The following is a 25,129-nucleotide window of genomic DNA, read 5'->3' as shown; positions in this document are numbered from 1 at the left end:
TCTGGCGGTCAACCCGCTCGGGATGACCCGCAGGCATTACTGGTAGAGACCCAGATTCGCTTTGGCGTAGGCTTCGAAATCGGTGCAGCCACCGATGTGCTGCTCGTCCAGGAAGATCTGCGGCACGGTATTGACCGGCTTGCCGGCGCTCTTGGCCAGATCTTCTTTGGTGATGCCTTCTGCATGGATATCCACGTAGCGGAATTTGAAGTCATCGCGCTGTTCGGTCAGCTGCTCGGCGATCTGTACGGCACGGACACAGTAGGGGCAACCCGGGCGACCAAAAATCACTGCAAACATATTTTCTCTCCGTTTTTTAAGCCGTTTATGTATGGCCGTTGATATGAGGCAGGCAACAGCATAGCCCTGCCTTGTGGCGACTTGAAGCCGAAATTATCGATACCCTGATCCGAGTGGGCCTATTGGCTCAGCTCTCATCGGCGATCTGGATCGGCTGCTGTTGATAGATGCTCTCCAGCACCCCCTTCTCGAATACGGTCCAGGGCCACGGCGCTTTGCTGGCACGGTAGCGCTCATGGGTGGCCGGATCTTGGGACAGGCCACGCTGGAACATCACGAACGCCTTGCGCTGGCCGCCTGCCGTGTCGATAAAGCCCACCAGATTGGAGGTGCCGGTGATGGTACCTGTCTTGGCATGGACCTTGTTCTTCATCATGGGGGCGGTGACGCTGCGGCGCCACGCCAGGGTGCCATCCACCTGAGAGCTTGGCAGCAGCTTGATCAGGCCAAGCTCGGCATCATTCTTCTGGATGAAGTTGAGCACCGACATCATCTGACGGGCGCTGATGAGATTGTGAGCGGAGAGACCGGAGCCATCGGCCAGGGTGGCGTTGCCCAGATCGATGCCGTTCTTGGTCAGGATGGCGCGCACCGCCATGGTGCCGCTGCGATAGCTGCCCGGCTTGTTGTAGTAGTGACGACCCACGGTTTTGAGGAAGGTATCGGCATAGAGGTTGTCCGATTTCTTCAGCATCTTGGCCAGCATCACCGGCAGGGAGACCGAGTAGTGGGTGCCGAGGGTCTCAGCCCCTTCAGGGGCCTTGTGGGTGACCCGCAGCAGGCCATCATGCTTGATACCGGCCCGGTTCATCGCCCAGCGGATGTTGTCCCAGCCCCAAGCCTCCACATCGTGAATGGCGAAACGCAGACCCTGCGGCTCCTTGTTCGGAGTGATGCAGCCCTTGAGCTCGTAGAAGTTGCCCTTGGCCATGTCCACTTCCAGTGCGCAGAACTGGCGTGCCATGTCGCCATAGCTCATCACTTCCACGTTGTCGGCACCGATGCCGATGGGCACGCCTGTAGCTACATTGCCGACCGCCGGTTTGCCAATCTGGGTGGCAGTGATGGTGCCGTAGGCGCAGTTCTTGTCGATGATGACCGAAGAGACGGGCGCTGCGAAGCAGAGGGTCTGATCCCCCCACGACCAGCCGTTGCCGCGCTCGTAGCCGTTGTAGGCGCCGGTGTTGACGTAGACATTGCCCTTGATGCTGGTGACGCCGAGCTGCTTGAACAGGGCCAGCAGATCCATGCGGGAGAGGGTGGGGTCGCCGACGAAGTTGATCCAGATATCGCCGTTGATGGTGTCACCCTGTTTGGCGCCCGGCTGGGCCTGAATGTCGGTGGCGAAGCGGAAATCGGCACCCAGCTCGAGGCGGGCTGCCAGTGCGGTGAGCACCTTCATGGTGGAGGCGGGGGCGATCATCTGATCGGCGTGGCGGGCGAACTCGACGCCGTTATTGCCCTGCACCATGATGGCGTACTGGCCACCCTGAGGGGGCGTCAGCGGGGCGGCATGAGCCGCCAGAGAAGAAAAGAGAGCACAAAAACCAATCAACAGCCGCTGCATAACATCCTCTAACGTGACGAAGGGCCCGGCAGTGGTGCCGACCCTGATAATTCAACCAGCCGATGCGGGATCGACGGGATAACGCAATTCATGCCATGTATGCCGGTCGCCATCATGCCAGCGAGTTGGCGGTACGATAGCGACCCTCATAATCAAAAATTTTCTCTTTTATCTGCCAGAAGCGACCCGATTTGCGGGCGATGACAAAATCTGGATGACGGAACTGGCTTTGCGCGGCCAGCACGCTCGCCAGGGTGGTAAATTCGGGCTCCAGCCCCGGGGCGGGCCAATGATGACGCACAAAGTGCTGTTGAAACAAGCGCCGTGCGCCCGGGGAGTGAAATCCGAAGTATTCACTGAGGGTCAGCCCATCCTCATCGTGGTAGGTCACCTCCAGCCGCTCCCCCTGTTTGCCGCGCCCTGCTGTGAGGGTTAGCCCGGCGCAGCGGATCACCATGCAATCCTTGAGATTGAGCGCCTCTTTGAGCTTGTCGTCAGGGTCCACCAGCAGCTGATCGCAGCTCTGGCAGCGGCGGGCGGCGATGTCGTTCTCGGCGCCACAGCCGGGGCAGATCTTGGCGCGAAAGCGGTAGTCACACTCCTCGCGGTTACCCTCATCATCTTCAAACAGCCCCTGACAGCGGCGGCCGTAGTGCTCGATCACCTTGCCATCCTCGTCGGTCTTGCCCCAGAAGGTGTTGGCAAAACCGCAGGCGGGGCAGGGCACCTGCACCGGCTCGGTACCGGCGTGGGGGCGAGTCTCCCCCACTTCGGGGGCGAACAGGTTGAAGTTGTTGCCCGCATAGTCGAGCACCAGACAATCGCGCTTGCCCGGCGAGAGACGCAGGCCCCGCCCGACGATCTGCTGATAGAGCGAGACCGACTCGGTGGGGCGCAGCATCACGATAAGATCGACGTGGGGGGCGTCGAAGCCGGTGGTGAGCACCGCCACGTTGACCAGAAACTTGAGCTCCCGCGCCTTGAAGGCGTTGATGAGGGCATCGCGCTCCGGCCCCGGCGTTTCGCCGGTAATAAGGGCTGCCTGCTGACCTCTGGCGCCAAGCAGGCCGTGAATTTCACGGGCATGCTCGACGGTGGCGGCGAAGATCATCACCCCCTGCCGGTCGGCGGCATACTCCAGCACCTGACTAAGGATATGGGGGGTGACCCGCTGCTGGCGCTTGAGCTCGCCGTTGAGATCCGCCTCGCTGAAGAGGCCATTCTCCCGCGGCACCAGCTTGCTGAAGTCGTAGTGAACTATGGGGGCATCCACCATGCGCGGTGGGGTCAGGTAGCCGTTTTTGACCATAAAGCGCAGGGGCAGCTCGAACACGCAGTCGCCGAACAGCCGCTCGCCGTGGCTCTTGACCATGCCGTGGTAGTGGCGCCGGTAGATCCAGCCCAGCCCGAGCCGATAGGGGGTGGCGGTGAGGCCGAGGAGCTTGAGGGCGGGATTGGCGGCCTTGAGGTGGTCGATCACCTGATGGTACTGGCTATCGTCATCGAGCGAGACCCGATGGCACTCATCGATGATGAGCAGCGAAAACGCCCCGTCGAAGGCATCCAGATTGCGGGCAACCGACTGCACCGAGCCAAACACCACCTGGGCGTTCGCCTCCTTGCGATCCAGACCGGCGGCGAAGATGTCTGCCTTGAGCTCCCACGCCTCGTACTTGGCGTGGTTCTGCTCCACCAGCTCCTTGACGTGGGCCAGCACCAGCACCCGACCGCGTGCCTTGCGGGCCAGCTCGGCGATCACCAGACTCTTGCCAGCCCCGGTGGGCAGCACAACCACGGCGGGATCCGGGTGTTTGCGAAAGTGGTTGATCACGGCGTTGACGGCGTCGGTCTGATAGGGTCTGAGAACGAACATGAGGGCGTGGCGTTTGGGCATGGTGCGGCGCAGGGTGGCGCCATTATAGGGTGCTTGCCGTCACAAAAACAGCGGGCCGGCATGATGCCGACCCGCAGGGTGCTTGGTTGCTGATCAATGGAACGGGAAGATGTAGTTCATCCAGCTTGCCATGCGCAGCAGCACTTTGCGCATCACAGATACATGGTGGAAGTAGTGGGTATAGATGGCAGCCTGTCCGCTGGAGCCTGCAATTACCTGATACTTGGCCCACTCTGGGTCGGTGATGGAGATAACCACCGGCAGACGACCTGGGCGCACCGCAGTGGTCTGATCCAGCAGACCGGCGTTGGCCTGCACGTTACCGGCGGCAATGGCCGGAACCACGGCTGTCACCTTGCCTTTGAAGATCTTGCCGGGTACGCCATCGATCACCACTTCTGCCTCATCACCCACCGCCAGTCGCTGCATGCTGTTCTGCCAGAACCAGCCGACGTAGGCGGTGTCATCCTTGTGGATGAAGGTCATCACCGGACGATACATGAAGGGGGTGGCGATCATGCCGGGGCGCAGGGCCAGCTGCACCACATGGCCATCGCTCGGGGCATAGACCACGGTTTGGGACTGCTGGTACTTGGCTTCCATCAGCTGGGCCTGCAGATCATTCAGGGTGGCTTTCTGCTGGTCAATCTGGGCCACGATGTCATCCACGTTGGCCTGGGTGACGTCGAGGTCGCGCTGCTTGCCCACGCCACGACGCATCAGGTCGCTGGCGCGATCTCTGTCCAGCCTGGCGGAGCGCAGTCTCGCCTCGATGGACTTGAGGTGCTCGCGGTTGGATTCGACCCGTGCGGTGAGGCTATCCACTTTCAGGCGGAACGGCTCGTCATCGAGGCGAAACAGCACATCCCCTTTCTTCACCGGCTGATTGGCCTGAACCGGAACCTCAACGACCCGGCCCTTGACCAGCGGCACTATGGGGGTAGAGACGTAGTAGTTGCGCGCCATCTCGGAGTAGGGGTGGTTGTAGTTCATCAGCATGATCAGGGTGCCGATGAGCAGCACGCCACCCAGTGCTGCGGTGGGGACGGTCCACTTGTTGAGCGGGATGCGGAAGATTTTGAAGATGGCGACACACAGCGCCGTGTAGGTCAGGATCAGTAGCAGGTCCATGGTTTATCCCTGTTGCTCACTCTGTTCGATAGTGTTGATACGGCTCTTCAGATCCGCCAACTCCTGCTTGAGGGCTGCCAGCTCCTCTTCATCTTTTTGCAGCCGCTGGCTAAAGCCCCAGCCGCGATCGGGGCGATAGATGGTTGCCCAGATCCAGAGGAAGGGCCACAGCACATGCAGGGTAAACAGGCTGACCCAACCTGCCACGTGAATGGCATCCTGATGAGGGTGATTCCGATGTTTGGCAATCTCGTAAGGAATATCGTGGATAACGATGACTCCATAAAAAATGACCAGCCCGACAAAGACGAGCAGACCAAGTGCAAAGTAATCAAGGGCCATTTATAACCTCCACTGGCATGACGCACAGCTTAATCATTGGTTCCAACAAGCACGAAAGCAATTAAGAATCACACATTTATCGTCAGTTCGCCCGGAATCTTAAAGCTATTCGCTGTATTGAAGCTGAAGCCATTCAACAGTTGCATTATTAGTCTTTTTGTCATTAAAAAAGGCGCCATCAGGCGCCTTTTTTGTGCTGCTTTCGCTGCATTTTTTGCTGTTTTTACCCTTCGCTGGTACTGCTGACCAGCGGCTGGCGGAACTTCATCAGGAAGGCCACGGTAATGGCCGCCGTTGCAGTCAGGCCGATGATGGTGGAGGTCCCCATCTCCAGCCCGAACCCGATGGGGGCGTTGGCCAGATAGGTGATCACCACAGCAGTCATGAACATGGCGGGAATGGTGCAGATCCAGTGCAGCTTGCCCTCTTTGATGAGGTAGGCAGCCGCAGCCCACAGCATGATGACGGCGGTGGTCTGGTTGGCCCAACCGAAGTAGCGCCAGATCACCCCGAATTCAGCCTTGGAGATGATGAAACCAAGGATAAACATGGGGATGGCGATCAGCAGACGCTTGGCCAGCGGCTTCTGTGTCATCTTCAGGAAGTCCGCCACGATCAGGCGAGCACTGCGAAACGCGGTGTCACCGGAGGTGATGGGCAGGATCACCACGCCGAGGATGGCCAGAATGCCGCCGACTGTGCCGAGCAGGCTGGTGGAGACTTCGTGTACCACGGCTGCCGGGCCGCCGTTGGCCATGGTAGCGTTGAGCGCTTCGGTGCTGTCGTAGAAGGAGAGACCCAGGGTGCACCAGATAAGGGCGATGATCCCTTCACCGATCATTGCGCCGTAGAAGATGAAGCGGCCGGATTTTTCGTTCTGCATGCAGCGCGCCATCAGCGGTGACTGGGTGGCGTGGAAGCCTGATACCGCGCCACAGGCGATGGTGATGAAGAGCAGCGGCCAGAGCGGCAGTTCGGTCGGGTGCAGGTTGGAGAAGTCCATCCCGGTGTTGTAGAAGCCTTTGCCGGAGGCGATCAGGCCAACGATGAGGCCGACCGACATGAAGACCAGCAGGGCGCCGAAGATGGGGTAGAAGCGGCCGATGATCTTGTCGATGGGCACTATGGTCGCGAGGATGTAGTAGGCAAAGATTGCCACGATCCAGTAGACCAGATCGGTGGAGGTGAGGTTGGCGAGCAGCCCTGCCGGGCTCAGCACAAATACCACGCCCACCAGCATCAGCAGCACCACGGCAAACAGGTTCATGAAGTGCTTGGCGGCGGTGCCCAGATGCTCACCGACCACGGTTGGCACCGAGGCCCCCTTGGCGCGAACCGACAGCATGCCGGAGAAGTAGTCATGTACCGCACCGGCGAAGATGCAGCCAAAGACGATCCAGAGCATGGCGACCGGGCCGTAGAGGGCACCCAGGATGGGGCCGAAGATGGGGCCAACGCCTGCGATGTTGAGCAGTTGAACCAGATAGACTTTCTTGTCCGACATCGGGACATAGTCCACCCCGTCAGCCATGGTGATGGCGGGGGTTTTCAGCTCGGGTTTCGGGCTGAATATCCGTTCGATGAATTTGCCGTATATGAAGTAGCCGGCCACAAGTAAGCCGACACAGAGGAAGAACCAGATCATTGCTACGCTCCTGCATTGTTATTTTTTAGTGTGCAGAGCGAGTCTAAAACGGTTGCGCCTGGCTGGCAGGTGAAACTCCCCGAGCGGCGCTTTGGCGCGCCGAGCGGTCGGCGGCTGTGATCAGGCGCACACTCCGCGGCTCAGTCCAGCCCCAGCTGATCTTTGAGCTCCTTGAGATAGCGACGACTGACCGGCACCCGGGCGCCGCTCGGGGTGACGATCTCCGCCAGCTGGTTATCCAGCAGCCGGATCTCGAAGATGGCGTTGGGGGAGACCAGATATTGGCGGTGGCAGCGCAGCAGCGGGCTCTTCTCCTCCAGCGATTTGAGGGTGAGCTGGGTGTGGAACAGCTCGCCCTGGCAGGCCACATGGACCCCGCCCAGATCGGAGAAGGCATATTCCACTTGCGCGATGGGCAGCAGCCTGACCCGATTGTGCAGATAGCCCGGAATATGTTCGATAGTCGGGGCCAGCCGCTCGATGGGCTGCGGGGAGATATCCTGCTTGAGGCGAGCGAGGGTCTTGGCGAGCCGGGCGGGCTCCACCGGTTTGAGCAGGTAGTCGAAGGCGTTCTCTTCAAATGCCTGAATGGCATATTCGTCAAAGGCGGTGACAAAGACGATGCGGGGCAGGGGGTCGAGCATAGCGACCAGCTCCATGCCGCTCAGCTTGGGCATCTGGATATCGAGGAACACCACATCAGGCTTGAGGCGCTGAATAAGCGGCAGCGCCTCGATGGCGTTGGCCGCTTCCCCCACGATCTCGATGGCAGGATCGCAGGCCAGCTGCTGCCTCAGCTCTTCGCGGGCGTAGTGTTCGTCATCGACTATCAGGGTGCGGATCATGGTTGCTCCTTGGGGATGGTGAACGAGCCCCGGGTCCACTGTTCAGGCTCGCAGGCAATAGTCACGCCATAGCGCTCGCCAAAGGCGCTTTTCAGTCGCCGATCGACGATGGTCATGCCCAGACCGTCGCCAGCGGGATGCGCTTGCCAGGTGCCTGCATTATCTTCCACATGGATGGTGACGCTGGTGGGATGCTCATCGGTATAGAGGCGAATGCGCCCTTGCTCCAGCAGAGTCGAGATGCCGTGCTTGATGGCATTCTCGATCAACGGTTGCAGGGTGAAGCTGGGCAGTCGCAGTGTGGCCAGATGGGGCGGGATCTCGTTTATCACCGTCAGCCGATCGCCAAAGCGGGCAAGCTCGATCTCCAGATAGGATTGGCAGTGCTCCTGCTCCTCCTGCAGCGTCGCAAGGCCGCTCTGGCGCTTGAGGTTCTTGCGAAAGAACAGTGAAAGATGCAGCAGCAGATCCCGCGCCTTGTCCGGATCGCGCCGGGTGATGGCACTGATGGTGTTGAGGGTGTTGAACAGAAAGTGGGGGTTGATCTGGGCCTGGATAAGTTTCAACTCGGACTGCACCAGCAGCCGCTGATGTTGCTCCAGCCGACCGGCCAGCAACTGCTGTGACAGCAGGTTGGCAATCCCTTCCCCCAGGGTGTGGTTGATCTTGAGAAACAGCCGCTTCTTCGGCTCGTAGAGCTTGATGGTGCCGATCACTCCTTTATCCCCCTGCAGCGGGATCACCAGCACCGAACCCAGCTGGCATCCGGAGGAGAGGCTGCAGCGATAGGGTTGACTGTTGCCATCGGCAAACAGCACCTTGTTCTGGGCGATGGCCTGCATGGTGATGGCTGACGCAATGGGGGTACCCGGCAGATGGTGATCTTCGCCGGTGCCGATAAAGGCGAGGATCTGCTCGGTGTCTGTGATGGCGACCGCCCCCACGCCGGTCTCCTCCTGAATGATGCGGGCAATCTTGTTGCTCGCCTCCGGGGTAAAGCCCTGACTCATGATCCCTACTGTGCGGTTGGCGATATTGAGCGCCTTGGCGGAGAAGACCCGGGAGAACTTCTCATACATCCGCTGCTGGTCGCGGATCATGCTGATAAAGAGCGCTGCGCCGCAGGAGTTGGCCAGAATCATCGGGGTGGCGATGGTGCGCACCAGCAGCAGGGATTTGTCGAACGGGGTCGCCACCAGCAGGATGATGACCATCTGCATGATCTCGGCATAGAGAGTGGTAAAGAAGGCGATACGCGGTTCAAACAGGGCATCCGTTCGCCCCGAGCGCATCAGGCGCCAGTGCACTATGCCCCCGAGCAACCCCTCGCAGGTGGTGGAGATGGCGCAGGCGAGATCGGTAAATCCCCCCAGCGTATAGCGGTGCAGGCCGCCGGTCAGCCCCACCAGAAAGCCCACCAGCGGTCCCCCCAATAAGCCCCCCAAGACGGCGCCGACCGCCCGGGTGTTGGCGATGGCATCGTCGATATCGAGGCCCACATAGGTGCCGAGGATACAAAAGCTGGAAAAGATGATATATATCAGTATCTTGTGAGGTAGTCTCACGGAATAGTTGGCAAGCGGGCGCAGCAGCGGGCTTTTCGAGAAGAGATAGGCGATCACTAGGCTGACGCTCATCTGTTGCAGCAAGGAGAGGACCAACTGCATAAAAAACGCTCCTCATAAGCCAGCTGAAAAAATAGCCAGTCCGTGAATAAGTGTGATCAGGATCTTGTTCTGTTGGCCCAACTGGGCGCAACGGGCCGTCAGTTTGCCAGAACAAGTGGATAAAACCATATTAAATCAGCATGTTAAATTGATATTTGTGTAAGCGGCAGCGGGTTGATATTGATGGATGGAGCATGAATGTATCCGCTGGATACGCCACACGGAGGTGGCATGCTCCGCCCGGCCCCTTGGCTGGGCGTTTTTTATACATGGTCAGTTGGCAACCTTCTGATGGGGGTTTGAGCAATTATTCCGGTTTGTCCAATGAGTTATCCCCAGCTTCTGGGGATAACTCAGAATGCAAAGTAGTAGCAGAAGCGGCGGGTCAGGTTGAAGAACTGCCGTTGTCCCTCATCGAGCTCTTCCTGTTTGATAAAGGCAGTAATGGTGCGTTCATCTTCCCGCAGATCGATCATGGCGACGGCTTCAGGCCGCTGGGCCTTGATATAGGGCAGGATCTTCGGCTTGAGGGGCATGGTGGGCTCGGTGGAGAGCACCAGCGCGATGCTCTCGTCCGAGAGTTTCACCAGTGATCCCGGCGGATAGACCCCCAGCACCTTGACCAGCAACTTGACCAGATTCTGGTCGAACTTTTTCTGGGATAACTTGTAGAGCTGGCTGATGGCCTGACTCGGCGCGGCCGGGTTGCCGCTGTTGCGCGGATGCAGCAGCTCGTCGTAGAAGTCGACCAGCCCGATCAACCGCGCCAGCGGCGGGATCTCCCCGCCCTTGATCCCGAGCGGATAACCGCTGCCGTCGAGCCGCTCGTGGTGCAGATGGGCGACCTGACGGATTTTCGGTTCAAAGGCGTTGAGCTGGGTCAGCATCTCCAGCCCGTACTGGGGATGCATATTGAGGAAGTTCTGCTCGGCCTTGTTGAGATCCCCCCGTTTTTGGGTGATCTGGCTAGGGATCTTCAGTTCACCGATATCGTGGATAAGTCCCGCAAGTCCCGTCTCCTCAATCTCGATGGGGTTCATGCCGAGTTCGCGGGCCATCAGCATGGCAATAAAAGCCACATTGAGGCTGTGTTGCAGCAGGATATCGGTGTGGGGGCTGCGAATAAGGTGGAGCCCGAGAGGCCCTTCATGCTGACTGAGGGTGAAGGCGGCATTACGAACGATCTGGGCGGTATTGGCCAGCCCCTCATCTGGTTTGAGGTTGAGTGCCCCGAGTGCATCGCGCAGCTCGCTCATGGATTGGCCAAAGGCTTTGTCGGCGGCGCGCATGGAGCGGCGAAAGGCTTTCTCGTCAAAGGGGGGCGGGCCCGAGGCAATCAGCTCTTCCAGCTCGTCAAGGTCAGGCCCGGCATCCGGGATATCGCCGCGCAGCAGCGGCTCGATGGGCAGATCGCTCTTGTCGGGGTCGACCATCAACAGGGTGAGATCAAGATGACGGAGAATGTCGAGTTGCTGCTGATCCTTGATCTTGAAGGTATTGAACATAAACGGGTGGTTAGTCCATCCCGTGGGGAGATGGATATAGTGGCCTACTCTCAATTGCTCTATCGAGGCTTGGATCAGTGCCATCGGTTAACCTGCATTTCATGAATGCCTACTCAACAAGCTAGCAAAATCCGATGGATAGACAACTAAAAATCCATTTCGGGGCTGCGGAGCACCCCGTGCTGTGATGGGGCGCACGAGCGCCGTGCTTCTCCTCTTAATTCGCGCTTAAGTTTTACTTCCTACGCTGGCCCCGTCGTTTTTGTTGGCTTGACCGGCCCGCTGCGCTGCAGGCCGGTATGTAGGAGTTGTTTATGCGTGTAACCCTCGGTGTACTGCAGACCAATCTGTTGCTGGTGCTCTTTTTCGCCCTGGTACTGAACTGGCCAATCTTTTTGCATTTCTATACGGTGCTCAGCGCCCTGACCCATGTCAAAGCCGGATTTGCCATCTCGATCCCGCTGGTGCTGATCGCGGCGCTCAATGCCGTGTTTATTCCCTTCACGTTCCGGTTTGTGCTCAAGCCCTTTTTTACCGTGCTCATTCTGACTGGCTCCATCGTCAGCTACGCCATGCTCAAATACGGCGTCATCTTTGATGCTGGCATGATCCAGAACATAGTGGAGACCAACAGTGGTGAGGCGGGGGCCTATTTGAATGGCTCGGTTGCGCTCTGGTTTCTGCTGACCGGGCTGCTGCCTGTTCTGGTGCTCTGGTCACTGCGGATCCGCTATCCGGCTCGCTGGTATCAGGGGTTGGCGTTGCGGGCTGGTGCACTGGCTATCTCTCTGCTGTTTATCGGGGGCGTCGCGTCACTTTACTATCAGGATTACGCCTCGGTCGGGCGCAACAACAAGTCTCTGGCCAAAGAGATTGTGCCTGCCAACTATGTGCACGGCCTCTACAAATATGGGCGGGATGTGCTGTTTGCCACGCCGATCCCCTACCAGCATCTGGGGACAGATGCCAGGGTGGTGGCACGGGGAAGCAAGCCGACTTTGATGTTCCTGGTAGTGGGGGAGACGGCGCGCAGCCAGAACTACTCCCTTAACGGGTATGGCAAGGCGACCAACAGCTTTACGGCAAAAGAGCAGGGGGTGGTGTCGTTCAAAGATGTGCGCTCCTGCGGCACGGCTACCGCTGTCTCGGTGCCCTGCATGTTCTCCAACCTCACGCGCCGTGGCTACGATGACCAGCTTGCCAGCTCCCGTGACGGCCTGCTCGATGTGCTGCAACATGCCGGAGTCTCGGTATTGTGGAAAGAGAACGATGGCGGCTGCAAAGGGGTATGCCGCAATGTGCCGACCATCGAGATCCTCCCCAAGTCCTATCCTGCGCTCTGTCAGGGGGAGTCCTGCTATGACGAGGTGCTGCTAGAGGGACTGGATCAGCAGATTGCCGGCATGAAGGGCAACAAGCTGGTGGCTTTTCACCTGATGGGCAGCCATGGCCCGACCTATTTCCGTCGTTATCCCGCCAGCGAGCGCGTCTTTCTGCCGGACTGCCCGCGCAGCGACATTGAAAACTGCAGCAACGAAGAGCTGGTCAACACCTATGACAACACCATCCGCTACACCGACAAGGTGGTGGGGCTGCTGATAGACAAGCTCAAATCGCTGGAGAGCCAGTACGATGTGGGACTGGTCTATCTCTCCGATCACGGCGAATCCCTCGGGGCCATGGGGCTCTATCTGCATGGCACGCCTTACAAGTTTGCGCCGGATGATCAGACCCGGGTGCCGCTGCTGACCTGGTTCTCGCCTCAGTTACAGGCCGATCGCCAGCTGGATATGGGTTGCCTGGCGGCGGAGGCGAGCAGTCAGCGTTTCTCCCACGATAACCTGTTCCACTCCATGCTGGGGATCATGGATGTGCAGACCCGTGTTTACGACAACAAGCTGGATCTGTTCAAGCCATGTCGGGCGAGCTAAACCGCCAGCAAGCACACAATAGAAAACGGCAGCCAGTGGCTGCCGTTTGGTTATCTCGCAAGATCAGTGTCTTACTTCTGCTCCATGATGATCTGCAGCAGATCTCCCTCCAGCAGGGCGCGCTTGACCAGTGCAAAGCCGCCATAGGTCGGCTGGTTCTGGAAGCGGGCTTTCACGATGGGCAGGCCACGGTGGAAGCTCGGCAGGGATTGATGCTCGACGCAGCGACGGATGGCCGGGAAGAGGATCTCTTCGGCGGCGGTGATTTCACCGGCGATCAGCACCTTCTGCGGGTTGAACAGGTTGACCGTGATGGCCACCGCCCGTCCCAGATGCTCACCCACGTTCTCGATGACGCTGCGGGCCAGTTCATCGCCCGCCAGCGCCGCCTTGCACACCTCCTGAATGGTGATGTGCTTCTCCTGCAGCGCGCTCTGGTGACCGCGGCTGATGAGCTCCTTCACTTTGTCGATGATCGCTTCGTTGGAGGCGATGGTCTCGAGGCAGCCGAAGTTGCCGCAGTGACAGCGCTTGCCAAGGGGCTCGACCTGGATGTGGCCGATCTCGCCGACGTTGCGGTTCTGACCGAGGAACACCTGACCCTTGGTGATGATCCCGGAGCCCGTCCCTTGGTGGACACTCACCAGAATGGAGTCCATGCAGTCGCGGGACTCGCCGAAGAAGTGTTCGGCCAGCGCCAGCGAGCGGGTGTCGTTGCCCACGTAGCAGGGGAGGTTGAAGTGGTTCTCAAGCAGCTTCGCCAGTCCCAGATTGCGGATCTGATACTTGGGGGTGTAGATGACCATGCCGGATTCCGGGTTGACCAGACCCGGCATGGTCAGCGCGATGCTGATGAGGTTGCGACAACGTTCGCGGTTGGCATCGATAAAGGCGCCAATCTCTCGCAGCAGCATGTCGACCACGGGTTGCTGGTCGATCTCGGTCACCTGAATGACGTGCTGGTCGAGCTCCTTGCCATCTAGGTCATAGAGACTCAGTTGCAGGTAGCCGCGGCCCAGCTTGGCAGAGACAAACTGAAAGCGATGTTTGATGGTGGTCAGGGAGATGGCACGCCGCCCGCCTGTTGAGGCTTGCGGAGAGGTCTCCTTGATCAGGCCATGCTCGATCAGTTGCCGGGTTATTTTGGTCACGCTGGCCGGGGCCAGCTGACTCAACTCGGCAATCTTGACCCGGGAGATGGGGCCTTGCAGGTCGATGAGCCGATACACGGCTGCACTGTTGACCTGCTTGATAAGATCTACGTTTGCTATTTGTCCGCCAGTCATGATGTCACTGTTGTGTGTAGTGTCCGTTAACCACGGTCCCACGGACCGTGAAGTCCTGATCGAAGACAGTGAGGTTGGCTACTTTACCGACCTGGATACTACCGAGACGTGAGTCCCATCCAATGGCGCGAGCGGGGTAGAGGCTGGCCATTCTCAGTGCTTCATCGAGCGGTAATCCGACCTGCTTGACCAGATTTTCCACCCCCTCAATCATGGTGAGGGAGGAACCGCCGAGTGTACCATTCTCGTCGACACACTGACCATCGCGTAAAAAGACGGTGGTGCCACAAAAATCAAATTTCTCAAAGCCTTCCGGTGCACCGGCTGCCGCGGTGGCATCGGTGACCAGCACCAGTCGCTCCCCCAGCGCCTTGTGAGCCAGACGCACGTTGGCCCAGTGCACATGGTGGCCATCGACGATGATGCCCGCGTAGACATCCTTGCGATCATAGATGGCGCCCACAACACCCGGCTCGCGACCGTTGAGGGTCGGGGTCATGGCGTTGTAGAGGTGGGTCGCAAAGCGAATACCGTTATCGAACCCGGCCATCGCCTGATCGTAACTGGCGGCAGTGTGACCGGCCGAGACCAGAATGCCCGCTTCCACCAGACGGCGGATATGGGCCGGCTCGTTGCGCTCCGGAGCCAGGGTGATTTTGGTGATGGCATCCGCGTTGGTGCAGAAGAAGTCGATCATCTCGTCCGCTGGCTGGCGAATTTGCGCGGCAGGGTGGATCCCCTTGCGCTTGAGGTTGGTGTAAGGCCCTTCCAGATGGACGCCCAGCACCTCGTTGGGGTGTGCCGCCATGTAGTCACGGGTCACCGCAACGGCCTGCTTCATGTCGGCATCCGGACTGGTGATCAGGGTCGGCAGGAAGCTGGTGGTACCGGATTTGAGGTTGGCCGCCTGCATGGTCGCCAGGGTCTCGACCGTAATGTCAGTGTTGAACATCACACCGCCACAGCCGTTGAGCTGCACGTCGATAAAACCGGCGGTCAGGTTGGCGCCTTTGAGGTCAATCTGCTCGATGCCCGCAGGCAGTTCGGCCAGGTGAGAGATGGCGACAATCTTGTCGCCCTCGATAAGCACCCCATAGCCGGTCAGCACACAGCTGCCGGTGTAGAGGGTGCAGTTGGTCAATGCGTACATGACGACTCCTTACAGACGGCCGATGTTGGCGGCTTCCAGCTGCTGGAAGTAGCGAACGGTCTTGACCTTGAGCTCCATGGTGGAGGGCTCGTCGCACACCATCATTCCCTTCGGATGCAGTTGCAGGGTGGAGATGGTCCACATGTGGTTGACGCTGCCTTCCACGGCGGCCTGCAGGGCCAGTGCCTTGCCGTGACCGGTGACCAGGATCATGATCTCTTCCGCATCCATCAGGGTGCCGACACCCACGGTCAGGGCCAGTTTGGGCACCTGCTCCATGTCGCCACCGAAGAAGCGGGAGTTGGCGATACGGGTATCTTCGGTCAGGGTCTTGACCCGGGTGCGGGAGGAGAGGGAAGAGGCCGGCTCGTTGAACGCGATGTGGCCGTCGTTACCCACGCCACCCATGAACAGGTGGATCTTGCCGTAGGACTTGATTTTGTCTTCGTAGCGCTTGCACTCGGCCACCAGATCCTCGGCATTGCCGTTGAGGATGTTGATGTTTTCGGGACGAATGTCGATGTGGCTGAAGAAGTTGTTGTGCATGAAGCTGTGGTAGCTCTCCGGGTGATCTTCCGGCAGGCCGACGTACTCGTCCATGTTGAAGGTGACCACGTTCTGGAAGCTCACTTCACCGGCTTTGTGCAACTCGATCAGGCGCTTGTAGGTATTGAGCGGGGTGCCACCGGTGGGCAGGCCCAGTACGAAAGGGCGATCGCTGGTCGGCTTGAACGCGTTGATGCGGTCAACGATGTAACGAGCAGACCACAGGCCTACTTGGCTGGCAGATTTCAACGGGATCAGGCGCATATGGGATACCTCTGTGTCGGGTTGCGACCGGTTTGGCGGTGGCAATTGGCTAAGACGGATTCAAGTTGTTTTATAGCGTAAATAAAGATTGCGAACTAAGCCACATCTATCCACCACCTTTATCTTGTTTGGGTGATAACGATCACGATTATCGGTTTATTAATTTGCGCAGCGAAATAAAAGCCCTAGACTGCCAATCAAGCCTTGATGGCTTATGCGTCAAACGTGATAAGCACTTAATTTCTAGAAAAACATTAACTAAGGAGAGGAACCGTGAACATTCTCGGTTATTTGCAAAAGATCGGCCGTGCCCTGATGGTGCCGGTAGCGGTATTGCCTGCCGCCGCGATCCTGATGGGGGTTGGCTACTGGATTGATCCGAATGGTTGGGGTGGTGACAGTGCGCTGGCTGCCTTCCTGATTAAAGCGGGCGCAGCCATTATCGATAACATGTCCGTACTGTTCGCAGTCGGTGTCGCTTACGGTATGTCCAAGGATAAAGACGGTTCTGCTGCGCTGGCAGGTCTGGTCGGCTTCCTGGTCGTTACCACCCTGCTGAGCCCGGGCGCTGTGGCCCAGATCAAGAGCATCCCGGTGGAGCAGGTTCCTGCCGCGTTTGCCAAGATCAGCAACCAGTTCGTGGGTATCCTGTGTGGTGTTATCGCCGCTGAGCTGTACAACCGCTTCAGCAGCGTCGAGCTGCACAAGGCACTCTCCTTCTTCTCCGGTCGTCGTCTGGTACCGATCGTAACCTCCGTGGTGATGATCGTCGTATCCTTCATCCTGATGGCCGTATGGCCGGCAATCTACGGTGGTCTGGTCTCCTTCGGTGAGTCCATCGTGAGCCTGGGCTCTACCGGCGCCGGTATCTACGCCTTCTTCAACCGTCTGCTGATCCCGATCGGTCTGCACCACGCCCTGAACTCCGTGTTCTGGTTCAACGTGGCCGGTATCAACGACATCCCGAACTTCCTGGGGGGTCAGGCTACCATCGATGCCGCTCTGGCCGCTGGCAAGAGCCTGGAGCAGGTGAAAGGCGTGGTTGGTATGTACCAGGCTGGCTTCTTCCCCATCATGATGTTCGGTCTGCCGGGTGCCGCTCTGGCCATCTATCACTCCGCCAAGAAAGAGAACAAAGAGAAAGTTGCTTCCATCATGATCGCAGCTGCCTTTGCCTCCTTCTTCACCGGTGTTACCGAGCCGCTCGAGTTCTCCTTCATGTTCGTGGCGCCGGTACTGTATGTCATCCACGCCGTACTGACTGGTATCTCCGTGTTCATCGCTGCCTCCATGCAGTGGATGGCCGGTTTCGGTTTCAGTGCCGGTCTGGTGGATATGGTGCTCTCCAGCCGTAACCCGCTGGCGACCAACTGGTACATGCTGATCCCTCAGGGTCTGGTCTTCTTCGGCCTCTACTACACCGTGTTCCGCGTAGTGATTGCCAAGCTGAACCTGAAAACCCCGGGTCGTGAAGATGATGAAGAGACTGCTCCGGCTGCCGCTCAATCTACCAACCGTACCGAGCTGGCCAAGCAATACCTGGAAGTGCTGGGTGGTCAAGAGAACCTGGTCTCCATCGATGCCTGCATCACCCGTCTGCGTCTGACTCTGAAAGACCGCAGTATCGTCGATGAGCGCAAGCTGAAAGCCCTGGGCGCGGCCGGTGTGGTCAAACTCGGTGAGCAGAACCTGCAAGTGATTCTGGGCCCATTGGCCGAAATCATCGCCGGTGAGATGAAAGCACTGCGTTAATCGAGCGACTCGCTCACCTCAAGTCTAAGTCCATTGTTGACATAACTAAGGGCCCCGCTCAGGGGCCCCATATAAAAAAGCCAAGAAAATCCAACCTTTACTTCAAATGAGAGCAGCAGTTATGAACTTGAAACATTCTCTGTTAGCCATTGCCATGTCTACCGTTTTTGTCAGCCAGGTCCAGGCAGCCGATGCCGCCAAGCAGGCCGTGGTCGACTCCCTCGCCAACAACCTGGTGGTCAAGTATGAAGTGGTCACCAACGACGGTGCTGGTGCCGGCCTCGATTGCCAGGCGCTGGGTTCCGAGTGGGCGAGCTGTGGCGTTGCCAAGCTGCACCTGACCAATACCGGTGCGGACGTCACCTCCAAAGACTGGAGCATCTACGTCTCCTCCATCCGTCGTATCCAGCGTGTGGATAACGACCAGTTCACCATCACTCACCTGACCGGCGATCTCTATCGTTTGACGCCAACCGAGAAGTTCCAGGGCTTTGCCAAGGATGCCACGGTCGAAGTGCCGCTGGTGGTGGAATACTGGGTGCTGTTCGAATCCGACATCATGCCGAACTGGTATGTCGCCAGTGAAGGTGCCGAGCCGAAAGTACTGGCCAGCATGAGCAACATCAATGATGCCAGCACCTACGAGAAGCCGATGCCGGCTGATGGCTGGAAGCGTACCAAGGATGACAAGAACATCCTGATGAACAGCGAGACCCGTTTCGCGGCTAACCAGACCAGTACCCTGCTGCCGGCTGGCAAGATTGACAACCAGATCCTGCCGACCCCGATGAAGCAAGTGGTCAAGGCTGGTCCGCAGGTTGACTTCTCTACCATCAAGCTCAATGCCCTGGACTTGCCGAGCGATCGCGCCGAGGCCCTGAAGGCTCAACTGACCAAGCTGGGTGTTACCCTCTCCGACACCGGCTACCCGGTGACCATCAAGCTCGGCAGCAAGCTCAAGCAGGCTGAAGGCTATGACATGACCATCGGTCAGAAGGGCACCGTGATCCAGGGTCGCGACATCGACGGGGCATTCTGGGGGGCACAATCCCTGATCTCCCTGCTGGGTGTTGATGACAAGCTGGTGAGCCCGATGACCGTCGAGGATGCGCCGCGCTTTGAATACCGTGGCATGCAGACCGACGTGGCCCGTCACTTCCGCAGTCTGGATACCATGAAGAAGCTGGTTGACCAGATGTCTGCCATGAAGCTCAACGTGCTGCACCTTGGCCTGACCAACGATGAAGGCTGGCGTCTGGAGATCCCGGGTCTGCCGGAGCTGACCCAGGTCGGTAGCCAGCGTTGCCACGACGAGTCCGAAACCAAGTGCCTGATGCCGCAACTGGGTTCCGGCCCGACCAGCGACAACCAGGGTTCCGGTTTCTACAGCAAGTCTGACTACGTGGATCTGGTGCGTTATGCCAAGGCCCGCGGTGTGACCGTGATCCCCGAGATCAACATGCCGGCCCACGCCCGTGCTGCCGTGGTCTCCATGGAAGCGCGTTACAAGCGTCTGATGGCGGAAGGCAAAGAAGCGGAAGCCAACCAGTTCCGTCTGACTGATCCGGCTGACACCTCCAACGTCACCTCGGTCCAGTTCTACGACAAGATGTCCTTCATCAACCCTTGCCAGCCAGGTGCTGCCACCTTCGTGGCCAAGGTAATGGATGAAGTTGCCCAGATGCACCAGGCCGCCGGTCAGCCGCTGACCGCATGGCACTACGGTGGTGATGAGGCGAAGAACATCATGCAGGGCGGTGGCTATCAGGATCCGGCCGTCACCAAGAAAGAAGAGCTGGTCGCCTGGAAAGGTAACGTCGACTCCAGCAAGCAGGACAAACCGTTTGGCAAGTCCCCGATGTGCCAGAAGATGATCGATGAAGGCAAGATCAAGGAAGTGGGCGAGCTGCCGGTTTACTTCGCCAAGGAAGTGGGCCAGATGGTCAAAGACCGCGGCTTCTCTACCCTGCAGGCGTGGGAAGATGGTCTGAAGTACGCCAGCGGTGCCAAGGACTTCGCCACCGACAACACCCGTGTCAACTTCTGGGAAACCCTCTACTGGGGTGGCTTCAACGAAGCGATGAAGTGGGCGCACAAGGGTTACCAAGTAGTGCTGTCCAACCCGGATTACCTCTACTTCGACTTCCCGAACGAAGTACACCCGGCCGAGCGTGGCTACTACTGGGCAACCCGTTTCAACGACACCCGCAAGGTGTTCGCCTTCGCCCCGGAAAACCTGCCGCAGAACGCCGAGACCTCGGTTGACCGCGACGGCAACGCCTTCGTGGCCAAAGGTGACCAGGATCCGGTCAAGTTCAAGGGGATCTCCGGTCAGCAGTGGAGTGAAACCGTGCGTACCGATGCTCAGTACGAGTACATGGTCTACCCGCGTATCTTCTCCGTGGCCGAGCGTGCCTGGCACAAAGGTGGCTTCGAGCTGAACTATGTGAAGGGTCGTGAGTTCTCCGGCGAGACCAAGTTCGTCAACAAGGCCACCCTCAACAAAGAGTGGAACCAGTTTGCCAACGTACTGGGTCAGCGCGTGCTGCCGAAACTGGATCAGGCCGGTGTTGAATACCGCCTCTCCGTACCGGGTGCCAAGGTAGTGAACGGTGTGCTGGAAGCGAACGTGGATCTGCCGGGTCTGCCCATCCAGTACAGCCTGGACGGTACCAACTGGAGTGCCTATGATGCCGCGGCCAAGCCGACCGTGAATGGCAAGGTCTACCTGCGTACCACCAGCTTCGATGGCAAGCGCACCAGCCGAGTCACCGAACTGAACTGATAGCAGTCAACCGTTAACATCAGGTGGGTCGCAAGACCCGCCTTTCCCAAGGGCGATGGCGTATCGGATTTGGGAAAGGTTGACTGTGCGTGTGAGCCTTTGTTGTGTGTAATTGTCTGTTTTGTGTTTTTCATCACTTTCAGCCCCGCCTTGTGCGGGGCTTTTTTATGCATTTGGTGTGCAATGTGCCAAGCCACGCCGTTTTTAGTGGCGCAATGGCCGGGAAATGGCCCGGAAGTGCCAAATTCAGGTTGAGACAGCGCCCGTAATAAGGGATCATACTCGGCTTGACGGCGGGGGGATGAGGGTGCCAGCCGGCACAACTTCCGCCAGTGACGCTTTTTTGAGGTGAGCCATGAGTCAGGCGAACAGCCCAACTAACTTTATTCGTCAGATCATTGATGAAGATCTGGCCAGCGGTAAGCACAGCAGCGTGCATACCCGTTTTCCGCCCGAGCCGAACGGTTATCTCCATATCGGCCACGCCAAATCCATCTGCCTGAACTTCGGCATCGCCCGCGACTATCAGGGCCAGTGCAACCTGCGTTTCGATGACACCAACCCGGTGAAGGAAGATATCGAGTACGTAGAGTCCATCAAGCAGGACGTACAGTGGCTCGGCTTCCAGTGGAACGGCGAGATCTGCTACTCCTCCGACTATTTCGACAAGCTGCACGGCTACGCCATCGAGCTGATTGAAAAGGGTCTGGCCTATGTGGACGAGCTGACGCCCGAGCAGATGCGCGAGTACCGTGGCACCCTGACTGAAGCTGGCAAGAACAGCCCGTTCCGCGATCGCAGTGTGGAAGAGAACCTGGCGCTGTTTGCCAAGATGAAGAACGGCGAGTTCGCCGAAGGCACCGCCTGCCTGCGCGCCAAGATCGACATGGCATCTCCCTTCATGGTGATGCGTGATCCGGTTATTTACCGTATCAAGTTTGCCCACCACCACCAGACCGGTGACAAGTGGTGCATCTACCCGATGTATGACTTCACCCACTGCATCTCGGACGCGCTGGAAGGGATCACCCACTCCATCTGTACCCTGGAGTTCCAGGACAACCGTCGTCTGTACGACTGGGTGCTGGACAACATCACCATCGACTGCCACCCCCGTCAGTACGAGTTTTCTCGTCTGAACCTCGAATACACCGTCATGTCCAAGCGCAAGCTGAACCTGCTGGTGACCGAGAAGCACGTCGATGGTTGGGATGACCCGCGCATGCTGACCGTCTCCGGTCTGCGTCGTCGTGGTTACACCCCGGCTTCCATCCGCGAGTTCTGCAAGCGCATCGGCGTCACCAAGCAGGACAACATCGTCGAGATGAGCATGCTGGAAGCCTGCATCCGCGAAGACCTCAACGAGCATGCGCCGCGCGCCATGGCCGTGCTGCATCCGGTGAAAGTGGTCATCGAGAATCTGGTTGCCGACGAAGTGCTGACTGCCCCGGCCCACCCGAGCAATGCTGAGATGGGTACCCGCGAGCTGAACTTCACCCGCGAAATCTTCATCGATGAAGCGGACTTCAAAGAAGAGGCGAACAAGCAGTTCAAGCGTCTGGTGCTGGGCAAGGAAGTGCGTCTGCGCAATGCCTATGTGATCAAAGCCGAGCGTATCGAGAAAGATGCCGATGGCAAAGTCACCTGCATCTACTGCTCCTACGATCCCGAGACTCTGGGCAAGGATCCGGCCGATGGCCGCAAGGTGAAAGGGGTGATCCACTGGGTCAGCGCCACTCACTCCCTGCCAGCCGAAGTGCGTCTCTACGACCGTCTGTTCAAGGTACCGAACCCGGGCGCCGAGGATGACTTCGAAGCCGCGCTGAACCCGGATTCACTGGTGATCATCGAGGGTGCCCGTGTCGAGGCCTCCCTGAAGAGTGCCAAGCCGGAGCAGGCTTACCAGTTCGAGCGTGAAGGCTACTTCTGCGCCGACAACAAGCTCTCCAGCCCAGAGCATCTGGTGTTCAACCGCACCGTTGCCCTGCGTGACTCCTGGGGCAAAGTCGAAGGCTAACTCAGTAGGGCAGGGGAGACCCTGCCCGGTGTGATGCCAAACGGCCTGCGCCTGACAATAAAAAAGCCAGCATCAGCTGGCTTTTTTATTGTCCGTTATCTGCAAGTCACGGGCGACTTATTCGTCGTGCTTGCACTCACCAGTAGCACAGTGACCGTAGAGGTAGAGGCTGTGGTTGGTGAGACGGATATTGAATTTCTTGGCGATCTCGCGCTGACGCTGTTCGATCACTTCGTCGGAGAACTCGATCACCTTGCCGCAGTCGAGGCAAACCAGGTGGTCGTGGTGCTCCTGAGTGGCCAGCTCGAATACCGACTTGCCACCTTCGAAGTGGTGACGGGTAACGATACCGGCATCATCAAACTGGTTGAGAACGCGATAAACGGTAGCGAGACCAATCTCTTCACCCAGGTCGATCAGTCGTTTATAGAGATCTTCGGCGCTGGTGTGCTGGCAGTCCGGCTGTTGCAGGATTTCCAGGATTTTGACCCGGGGCAAGGTGATCTTGAGCCCGGCCTTTTTTAACGCTTGGTTGTTGTCTGCCATATTCTACTTATTCGCATTCTCGAAGGTGGGGTTATTCTGATGGACTGCCGCAGGAATGGCAACCTTGAACTCGCTTGGCCTGTCATTATAGGTCGTAGCCTCCCTAAAAATAAACCCAGCAATTCAAGGGGTTTAGCCATAAATGGCCGGTTGGATTGAAATAATCAATCGTGTCGTCCGACTTGCTGGCATGGCAGATGTTGATAAGATGTAACTTTCATATTTCTGGTCGGATGAGATCCATGGATTGGCTTTTTGACAATGCGGCCTGGGTGCGCCGCGCACTCAACGCCTGGCCCCCTTTCTGGGGCGCCGGTATCAAGATAGAGACCCTGAGCGATGACTTTCGCTACTGCCGGGTGACCCTCAAATCCCGCTGGTGGAACAAGAACGCCAACCGCACCCAGTTTGGCGGCAGCATGTTTGCCATGACGGACCCCATCTATCCGCTGATGCTGATGGGCTACTTCAAGAATCGCTACTACGTCTGGGACAAGGCGGGCAGTATCAACTACATCAAGCCGGGCAAGGGCAAGCTGGTGGCCGAGTTTAACCTGACCGAGGTCAAGCTGGCCGAAATCGTGGCGGCGACCGAAGGTGGCAACAAGCACTTCCCAGAATTCGAGGTCACGGTACAGGACAAAAGCGGCGAACTGGTTGCGCAGGTCAAGCGCACCCTCTATGTGCGAGCCAAACCGGAGCACAGAGGTGAATAACAAGAGAGAATAAAGGCAAGCATCGCAGCAAGCAGATACAACAAGGGCCCCGACGGGGCCCTTGTTGCTTCAAGCAGGGGGAGGAGATTACTCCAGCTCGCCCAGGCACATCTCTTCGTGCAGCTGCTTGCACCAGCCCTTGACGCGTTCGGCAGTCAGCTCCGGCTGGCGATCTTCATCGATACCCAGACCGACAAAGTGCTTGTCATCGACCAGTGCCTTGGAGGCTTCGAACTCGTAGCCGGCAGTCGGCCAGTGACCGATGATGATGGCGCCTTTGGCTTCGACGATGTCGCGCAGGGTGCCCATGGCATCGAGGAAGTACTCGGAATAGTCTTCCTGATCACCGCAACCGAAGATGGCGACCAGCTTGTTGGTGAAGTCGATTTCGCCCAGATCGGGGAAGAAGTCGTCCCAGTCGGCCTGGGCTTCGCCGTAGTACCAAGTCGGGATGCCGAACATCAGCAGATCAAAGCTCTCGATGTCGGCCTTGCTGCTCTTGGCGATGTCACGGACTTCAATCAGGTTTTTGCCCAGCTCTTTCTGGATCATCTTGGCGACAGCTTCGGTGTTACCGGTATCGCTGCCAAAAAACAGACCTACACTTGCCATAGTGTTTAGTTACCCGTATTTGGTGTTAATGCTCAACGCTCAGACTGCAATGTCCACCGCAAAGGCGGACTCAATCTGTTGTTTCAGGATAGATTGGATCAGCTCGGCTCGGCTGATGTTCTGTTGTAACGCAAGTTGGTTCAGGCGCTCCAGCAACTCGGCCTCCACCTTTAACTCTACCCGCTTCAGCCCATTTTCCCGATCGCGCTTAAGCTGGTTACGCTTGTTGATCTTGAGCTGGGTCTCGCGGGGGAGTGGATTGGTCTTTGGCCTGCCGGGGCGCTTCTCATTTGCGAACAGATCCAGTGTTGTTCGATCAGTTTGCTGTTTGGCCATACATCACAGATGAAAATAAGTTAGCCGAGTCCTGAGCCTTCCCAGCCCAGTTCGATCAGCCCCTTGGCGACAAAACCCGCACAACCCAGAAACAGTACCAACCAGACGATAAAACGACCGAAACGGGGCACGTTGCCGCGCTTGAGCACGTCCTGAATGGCCAGGCCAATCAATATGAAAATGGCCACAAAGAATAACTTGAGGCCCAAACTTTCGATCAGGTCGATATGTTCACTTAGCATGGATTGCGCACACTCCTTATGACGGGCGCACTATATCACAAAGGATTTGA

General features: G+C 58.2%; 21 protein-coding genes. 5 read left to right on the top strand and 16 right to left on the bottom strand.

Going from position 1 to position 25,129, the window contains the following annotated elements:
• Positions 1-36: 36 nt before the first annotated feature.
• From AB5Y83_RS00195 to AB5Y83_RS00155, 9 genes are all read right to left on the bottom strand, one after another.
• Positions 37-333: a GrxA family glutaredoxin gene (locus AB5Y83_RS00195; RefSeq protein WP_223849348.1), complete on the bottom strand. Its 297-nt coding sequence runs from the start codon at positions 331-333 to the stop codon at positions 37-39.
• 94 nt (positions 334-427) lie between these two features.
• Positions 428-1,867: a D-alanyl-D-alanine carboxypeptidase/D-alanyl-D-alanine-endopeptidase gene (dacB, locus tag AB5Y83_RS00190; RefSeq protein WP_005350510.1), complete on the bottom strand. Its 1,440-nt coding sequence runs from the start codon at positions 1,865-1,867 to the stop codon at positions 428-430.
• Positions 1,868-1,979: 112 nt separating this feature from the next.
• The gene (locus AB5Y83_RS00185; RefSeq protein ID WP_368174466.1) at positions 1,980-3,740 is read right to left on the bottom strand and encodes a DEAD/DEAH box helicase; all 1,761 of its coding nucleotides are present in this window, start codon (positions 3,738-3,740) and stop codon (positions 1,980-1,982) included.
• Between the two features lie 114 nt (positions 3,741-3,854).
• A complete protein-coding gene (locus AB5Y83_RS00180) occupies positions 3,855-4,892 on the bottom strand; it encodes an HlyD family secretion protein (protein WP_064336863.1) in 1,038 nt (345 codons plus the stop codon).
• 3 nt (positions 4,893-4,895) lie between these two features.
• Positions 4,896-5,234: a DUF3302 domain-containing protein gene (locus tag AB5Y83_RS00175; protein WP_005337862.1), complete on the bottom strand. Its 339-nt coding sequence runs from the start codon at positions 5,232-5,234 to the stop codon at positions 4,896-4,898.
• A gap of 223 nt (positions 5,235-5,457) precedes the next feature.
• Positions 5,458-6,879 carry a carbon starvation protein A gene (locus AB5Y83_RS00170; RefSeq protein ID WP_005350521.1) on the bottom strand — a complete coding sequence of 474 codons (1,422 nt, stop codon included), beginning with the start codon at positions 6,877-6,879 and terminating at the stop codon, positions 5,458-5,460.
• Between the two features lie 140 nt (positions 6,880-7,019).
• Positions 7,020-7,724, bottom strand: coding sequence for a two-component system response regulator BtsR (gene btsR, locus AB5Y83_RS00165; protein WP_005350523.1), 705 nt, complete (start codon positions 7,722-7,724; stop codon positions 7,020-7,022).
• On the bottom strand, positions 7,721-9,391 hold the full coding sequence (locus AB5Y83_RS00160; RefSeq protein WP_368174465.1) for a LytS/YhcK type 5TM receptor domain-containing protein: 1,671 nt from the start codon (positions 9,389-9,391) through the stop codon (positions 7,721-7,723). Before AB5Y83_RS00160 ends, btsR begins: the two co-directional genes overlap by 4 nt.
• A gap of 353 nt (positions 9,392-9,744) precedes the next feature.
• Complete coding sequence (locus tag AB5Y83_RS00155; protein WP_040066103.1) at positions 9,745-10,980, bottom strand: HD-GYP domain-containing protein; 1,236 nt, start codon at positions 10,978-10,980, stop codon at positions 9,745-9,747.
• Positions 10,981-11,210: 230 nt separating this feature from the next.
• Between AB5Y83_RS00155 and AB5Y83_RS00150 the strand changes: the two genes are divergently transcribed.
• The gene (locus tag AB5Y83_RS00150) at positions 11,211-12,827 is read left to right on the top strand and encodes a phosphoethanolamine transferase (protein WP_368174464.1); all 1,617 of its coding nucleotides are present in this window, start codon (positions 11,211-11,213) and stop codon (positions 12,825-12,827) included.
• 71 nt (positions 12,828-12,898) lie between these two features.
• On the opposite strand, the gene AB5Y83_RS00145 is transcribed toward AB5Y83_RS00150, so the two are convergent.
• From AB5Y83_RS00145 to nagB, 3 genes are read right to left on the bottom strand one after another with little or no spacing between them, the layout of a single operon-like run.
• Positions 12,899-14,113, bottom strand: coding sequence for an ROK family protein (locus tag AB5Y83_RS00145; protein ID WP_005334312.1), 1,215 nt, complete (start codon positions 14,111-14,113; stop codon positions 12,899-12,901).
• A gap of 4 nt (positions 14,114-14,117) precedes the next feature.
• Positions 14,118-15,263, bottom strand: coding sequence for an N-acetylglucosamine-6-phosphate deacetylase (gene nagA / locus AB5Y83_RS00140; RefSeq protein WP_106843195.1), 1,146 nt, complete (start codon positions 15,261-15,263; stop codon positions 14,118-14,120).
• A gap of 9 nt (positions 15,264-15,272) precedes the next feature.
• Complete coding sequence (nagB, locus tag AB5Y83_RS00135) at positions 15,273-16,073, bottom strand: glucosamine-6-phosphate deaminase (RefSeq protein WP_005334308.1); 801 nt, start codon at positions 16,071-16,073, stop codon at positions 15,273-15,275.
• 273 nt (positions 16,074-16,346) lie between these two features.
• Between nagB and nagE the strand changes: the two genes are divergently transcribed.
• From nagE to glnS, 3 genes are all read left to right on the top strand, one after another.
• Positions 16,347-17,825: an N-acetylglucosamine-specific PTS transporter subunit IIBC gene (gene nagE, locus AB5Y83_RS00130; RefSeq protein WP_088869457.1), complete on the top strand. Its 1,479-nt coding sequence runs from the start codon at positions 16,347-16,349 to the stop codon at positions 17,823-17,825.
• Between the two features lie 121 nt (positions 17,826-17,946).
• A complete protein-coding gene (locus AB5Y83_RS00125) occupies positions 17,947-20,610 on the top strand; it encodes a beta-N-acetylhexosaminidase (protein WP_368174463.1) in 2,664 nt (887 codons plus the stop codon).
• A gap of 355 nt (positions 20,611-20,965) precedes the next feature.
• Positions 20,966-22,627, top strand: coding sequence for a glutamine--tRNA ligase (gene glnS, locus AB5Y83_RS00120; protein ID WP_368174462.1), 1,662 nt, complete (start codon positions 20,966-20,968; stop codon positions 22,625-22,627).
• A 117-nt stretch (positions 22,628-22,744) separates the two neighbouring features.
• Here glnS and fur read toward each other — a convergent pair whose 3' ends face one another.
• Entirely contained in the window at positions 22,745-23,173 is a 429-nt protein-coding gene (fur, locus tag AB5Y83_RS00115; RefSeq protein WP_005334301.1) for a ferric iron uptake transcriptional regulator, read from the bottom strand.
• A 242-nt stretch (positions 23,174-23,415) separates the two neighbouring features.
• Here fur and AB5Y83_RS00110 point away from each other — a divergent pair, with 242 nt between their 5' ends.
• Positions 23,416-23,889 carry a DUF4442 domain-containing protein gene (locus AB5Y83_RS00110; protein ID WP_368174461.1) on the top strand — a complete coding sequence of 158 codons (474 nt, stop codon included), beginning with the start codon at positions 23,416-23,418 and terminating at the stop codon, positions 23,887-23,889.
• 87 nt (positions 23,890-23,976) lie between these two features.
• On the opposite strand, the gene fldA is transcribed toward AB5Y83_RS00110, so the two are convergent.
• The 3 genes from fldA to AB5Y83_RS00095 are packed head-to-tail and all read right to left on the bottom strand — an operon-like array spanning position 23,977 to position 25,079.
• A complete protein-coding gene (fldA, locus tag AB5Y83_RS00105; RefSeq protein WP_005334298.1) occupies positions 23,977-24,501 on the bottom strand; it encodes a flavodoxin FldA in 525 nt (174 codons plus the stop codon).
• Positions 24,502-24,540: 39 nt separating this feature from the next.
• Entirely contained in the window at positions 24,541-24,837 is a 297-nt protein-coding gene (gene ybfE / locus AB5Y83_RS00100; RefSeq protein ID WP_005334297.1) for a LexA regulated protein, read from the bottom strand.
• A gap of 20 nt (positions 24,838-24,857) precedes the next feature.
• Entirely contained in the window at positions 24,858-25,079 is a 222-nt protein-coding gene (locus AB5Y83_RS00095; RefSeq protein WP_005334296.1) for a DUF2788 domain-containing protein, read from the bottom strand.
• Between the last annotated feature and the right edge of the window lie 50 nt (positions 25,080-25,129).

The sequence above is a fragment of the Aeromonas sp. R5-4 genome (assembly GCF_040908215.1).
GTDB lineage: Bacteria > Pseudomonadota > Gammaproteobacteria > Enterobacterales > Aeromonadaceae > Aeromonas > Aeromonas veronii.
The sequence above is the reverse complement of the archived record's forward strand: the minus strand, read 5'-3'. Positions and strand labels throughout refer to the sequence as shown.

Bases quoted from the DNA above. Each gene is read 5' to 3' on its own strand.
- dacB (WP_005350510.1), bottom strand. From the start codon at position 1,867: ATGCAGCGGCTGTTGATTGGTTTTTGTGCTCTCTTTTCTTCTCTGGCG.
- AB5Y83_RS00185 (WP_368174466.1), bottom strand. From the start codon at position 3,740: ATGTTCGTTCTCAGACCCTATCAGACCGACGCCGTCAACGCCGTGATC.
- AB5Y83_RS00180 (WP_064336863.1), bottom strand. From the start codon at position 4,892: ATGGACCTGCTACTGATCCTGACCTACACGGCGCTGTGTGTCGCCATC.
- AB5Y83_RS00175 (WP_005337862.1), bottom strand. From the start codon at position 5,234: ATGGCCCTTGATTACTTTGCACTTGGTCTGCTCGTCTTTGTCGGGCTG.
- AB5Y83_RS00170 (WP_005350521.1), bottom strand. From the start codon at position 6,879: ATGATCTGGTTCTTCCTCTGTGTCGGCTTACTTGTGGCCGGCTACTTC.
- btsR (WP_005350523.1), bottom strand. From the start codon at position 7,724: ATGATCCGCACCCTGATAGTCGATGACGAACACTACGCCCGCGAAGAG.
- AB5Y83_RS00160 (WP_368174465.1), bottom strand. From the start codon at position 9,391: ATGCAGTTGGTCCTCTCCTTGCTGCAACAGATGAGCGTCAGCCTAGTG.
- AB5Y83_RS00155 (WP_040066103.1), bottom strand. From the start codon at position 10,980: ATGGCACTGATCCAAGCCTCGATAGAGCAATTGAGAGTAGGCCACTAT.
- AB5Y83_RS00150 (WP_368174464.1), top strand. From the start codon at position 11,211: ATGCGTGTAACCCTCGGTGTACTGCAGACCAATCTGTTGCTGGTGCTC.
- AB5Y83_RS00145 (WP_005334312.1), bottom strand. From the start codon at position 14,113: ATGACTGGCGGACAAATAGCAAACGTAGATCTTATCAAGCAGGTCAAC.
- nagA (WP_106843195.1), bottom strand. From the start codon at position 15,263: ATGTACGCATTGACCAACTGCACCCTCTACACCGGCAGCTGTGTGCTG.
- nagB (WP_005334308.1), bottom strand. From the start codon at position 16,073: ATGCGCCTGATCCCGTTGAAATCTGCCAGCCAAGTAGGCCTGTGGTCT.
- AB5Y83_RS00125 (WP_368174463.1), top strand. From the start codon at position 17,947: ATGAACTTGAAACATTCTCTGTTAGCCATTGCCATGTCTACCGTTTTT.
- glnS (WP_368174462.1), top strand. From the start codon at position 20,966: ATGAGTCAGGCGAACAGCCCAACTAACTTTATTCGTCAGATCATTGAT.
- fur (WP_005334301.1), bottom strand. From the start codon at position 23,173: ATGGCAGACAACAACCAAGCGTTAAAAAAGGCCGGGCTCAAGATCACC.
- AB5Y83_RS00110 (WP_368174461.1), top strand. From the start codon at position 23,416: ATGGATTGGCTTTTTGACAATGCGGCCTGGGTGCGCCGCGCACTCAAC.
- fldA (WP_005334298.1), bottom strand. From the start codon at position 24,501: ATGGCAAGTGTAGGTCTGTTTTTTGGCAGCGATACCGGTAACACCGAA.
- ybfE (WP_005334297.1), bottom strand. From the start codon at position 24,837: ATGGCCAAACAGCAAACTGATCGAACAACACTGGATCTGTTCGCAAAT.
- AB5Y83_RS00095 (WP_005334296.1), bottom strand. From the start codon at position 25,079: ATGCTAAGTGAACATATCGACCTGATCGAAAGTTTGGGCCTCAAGTTA.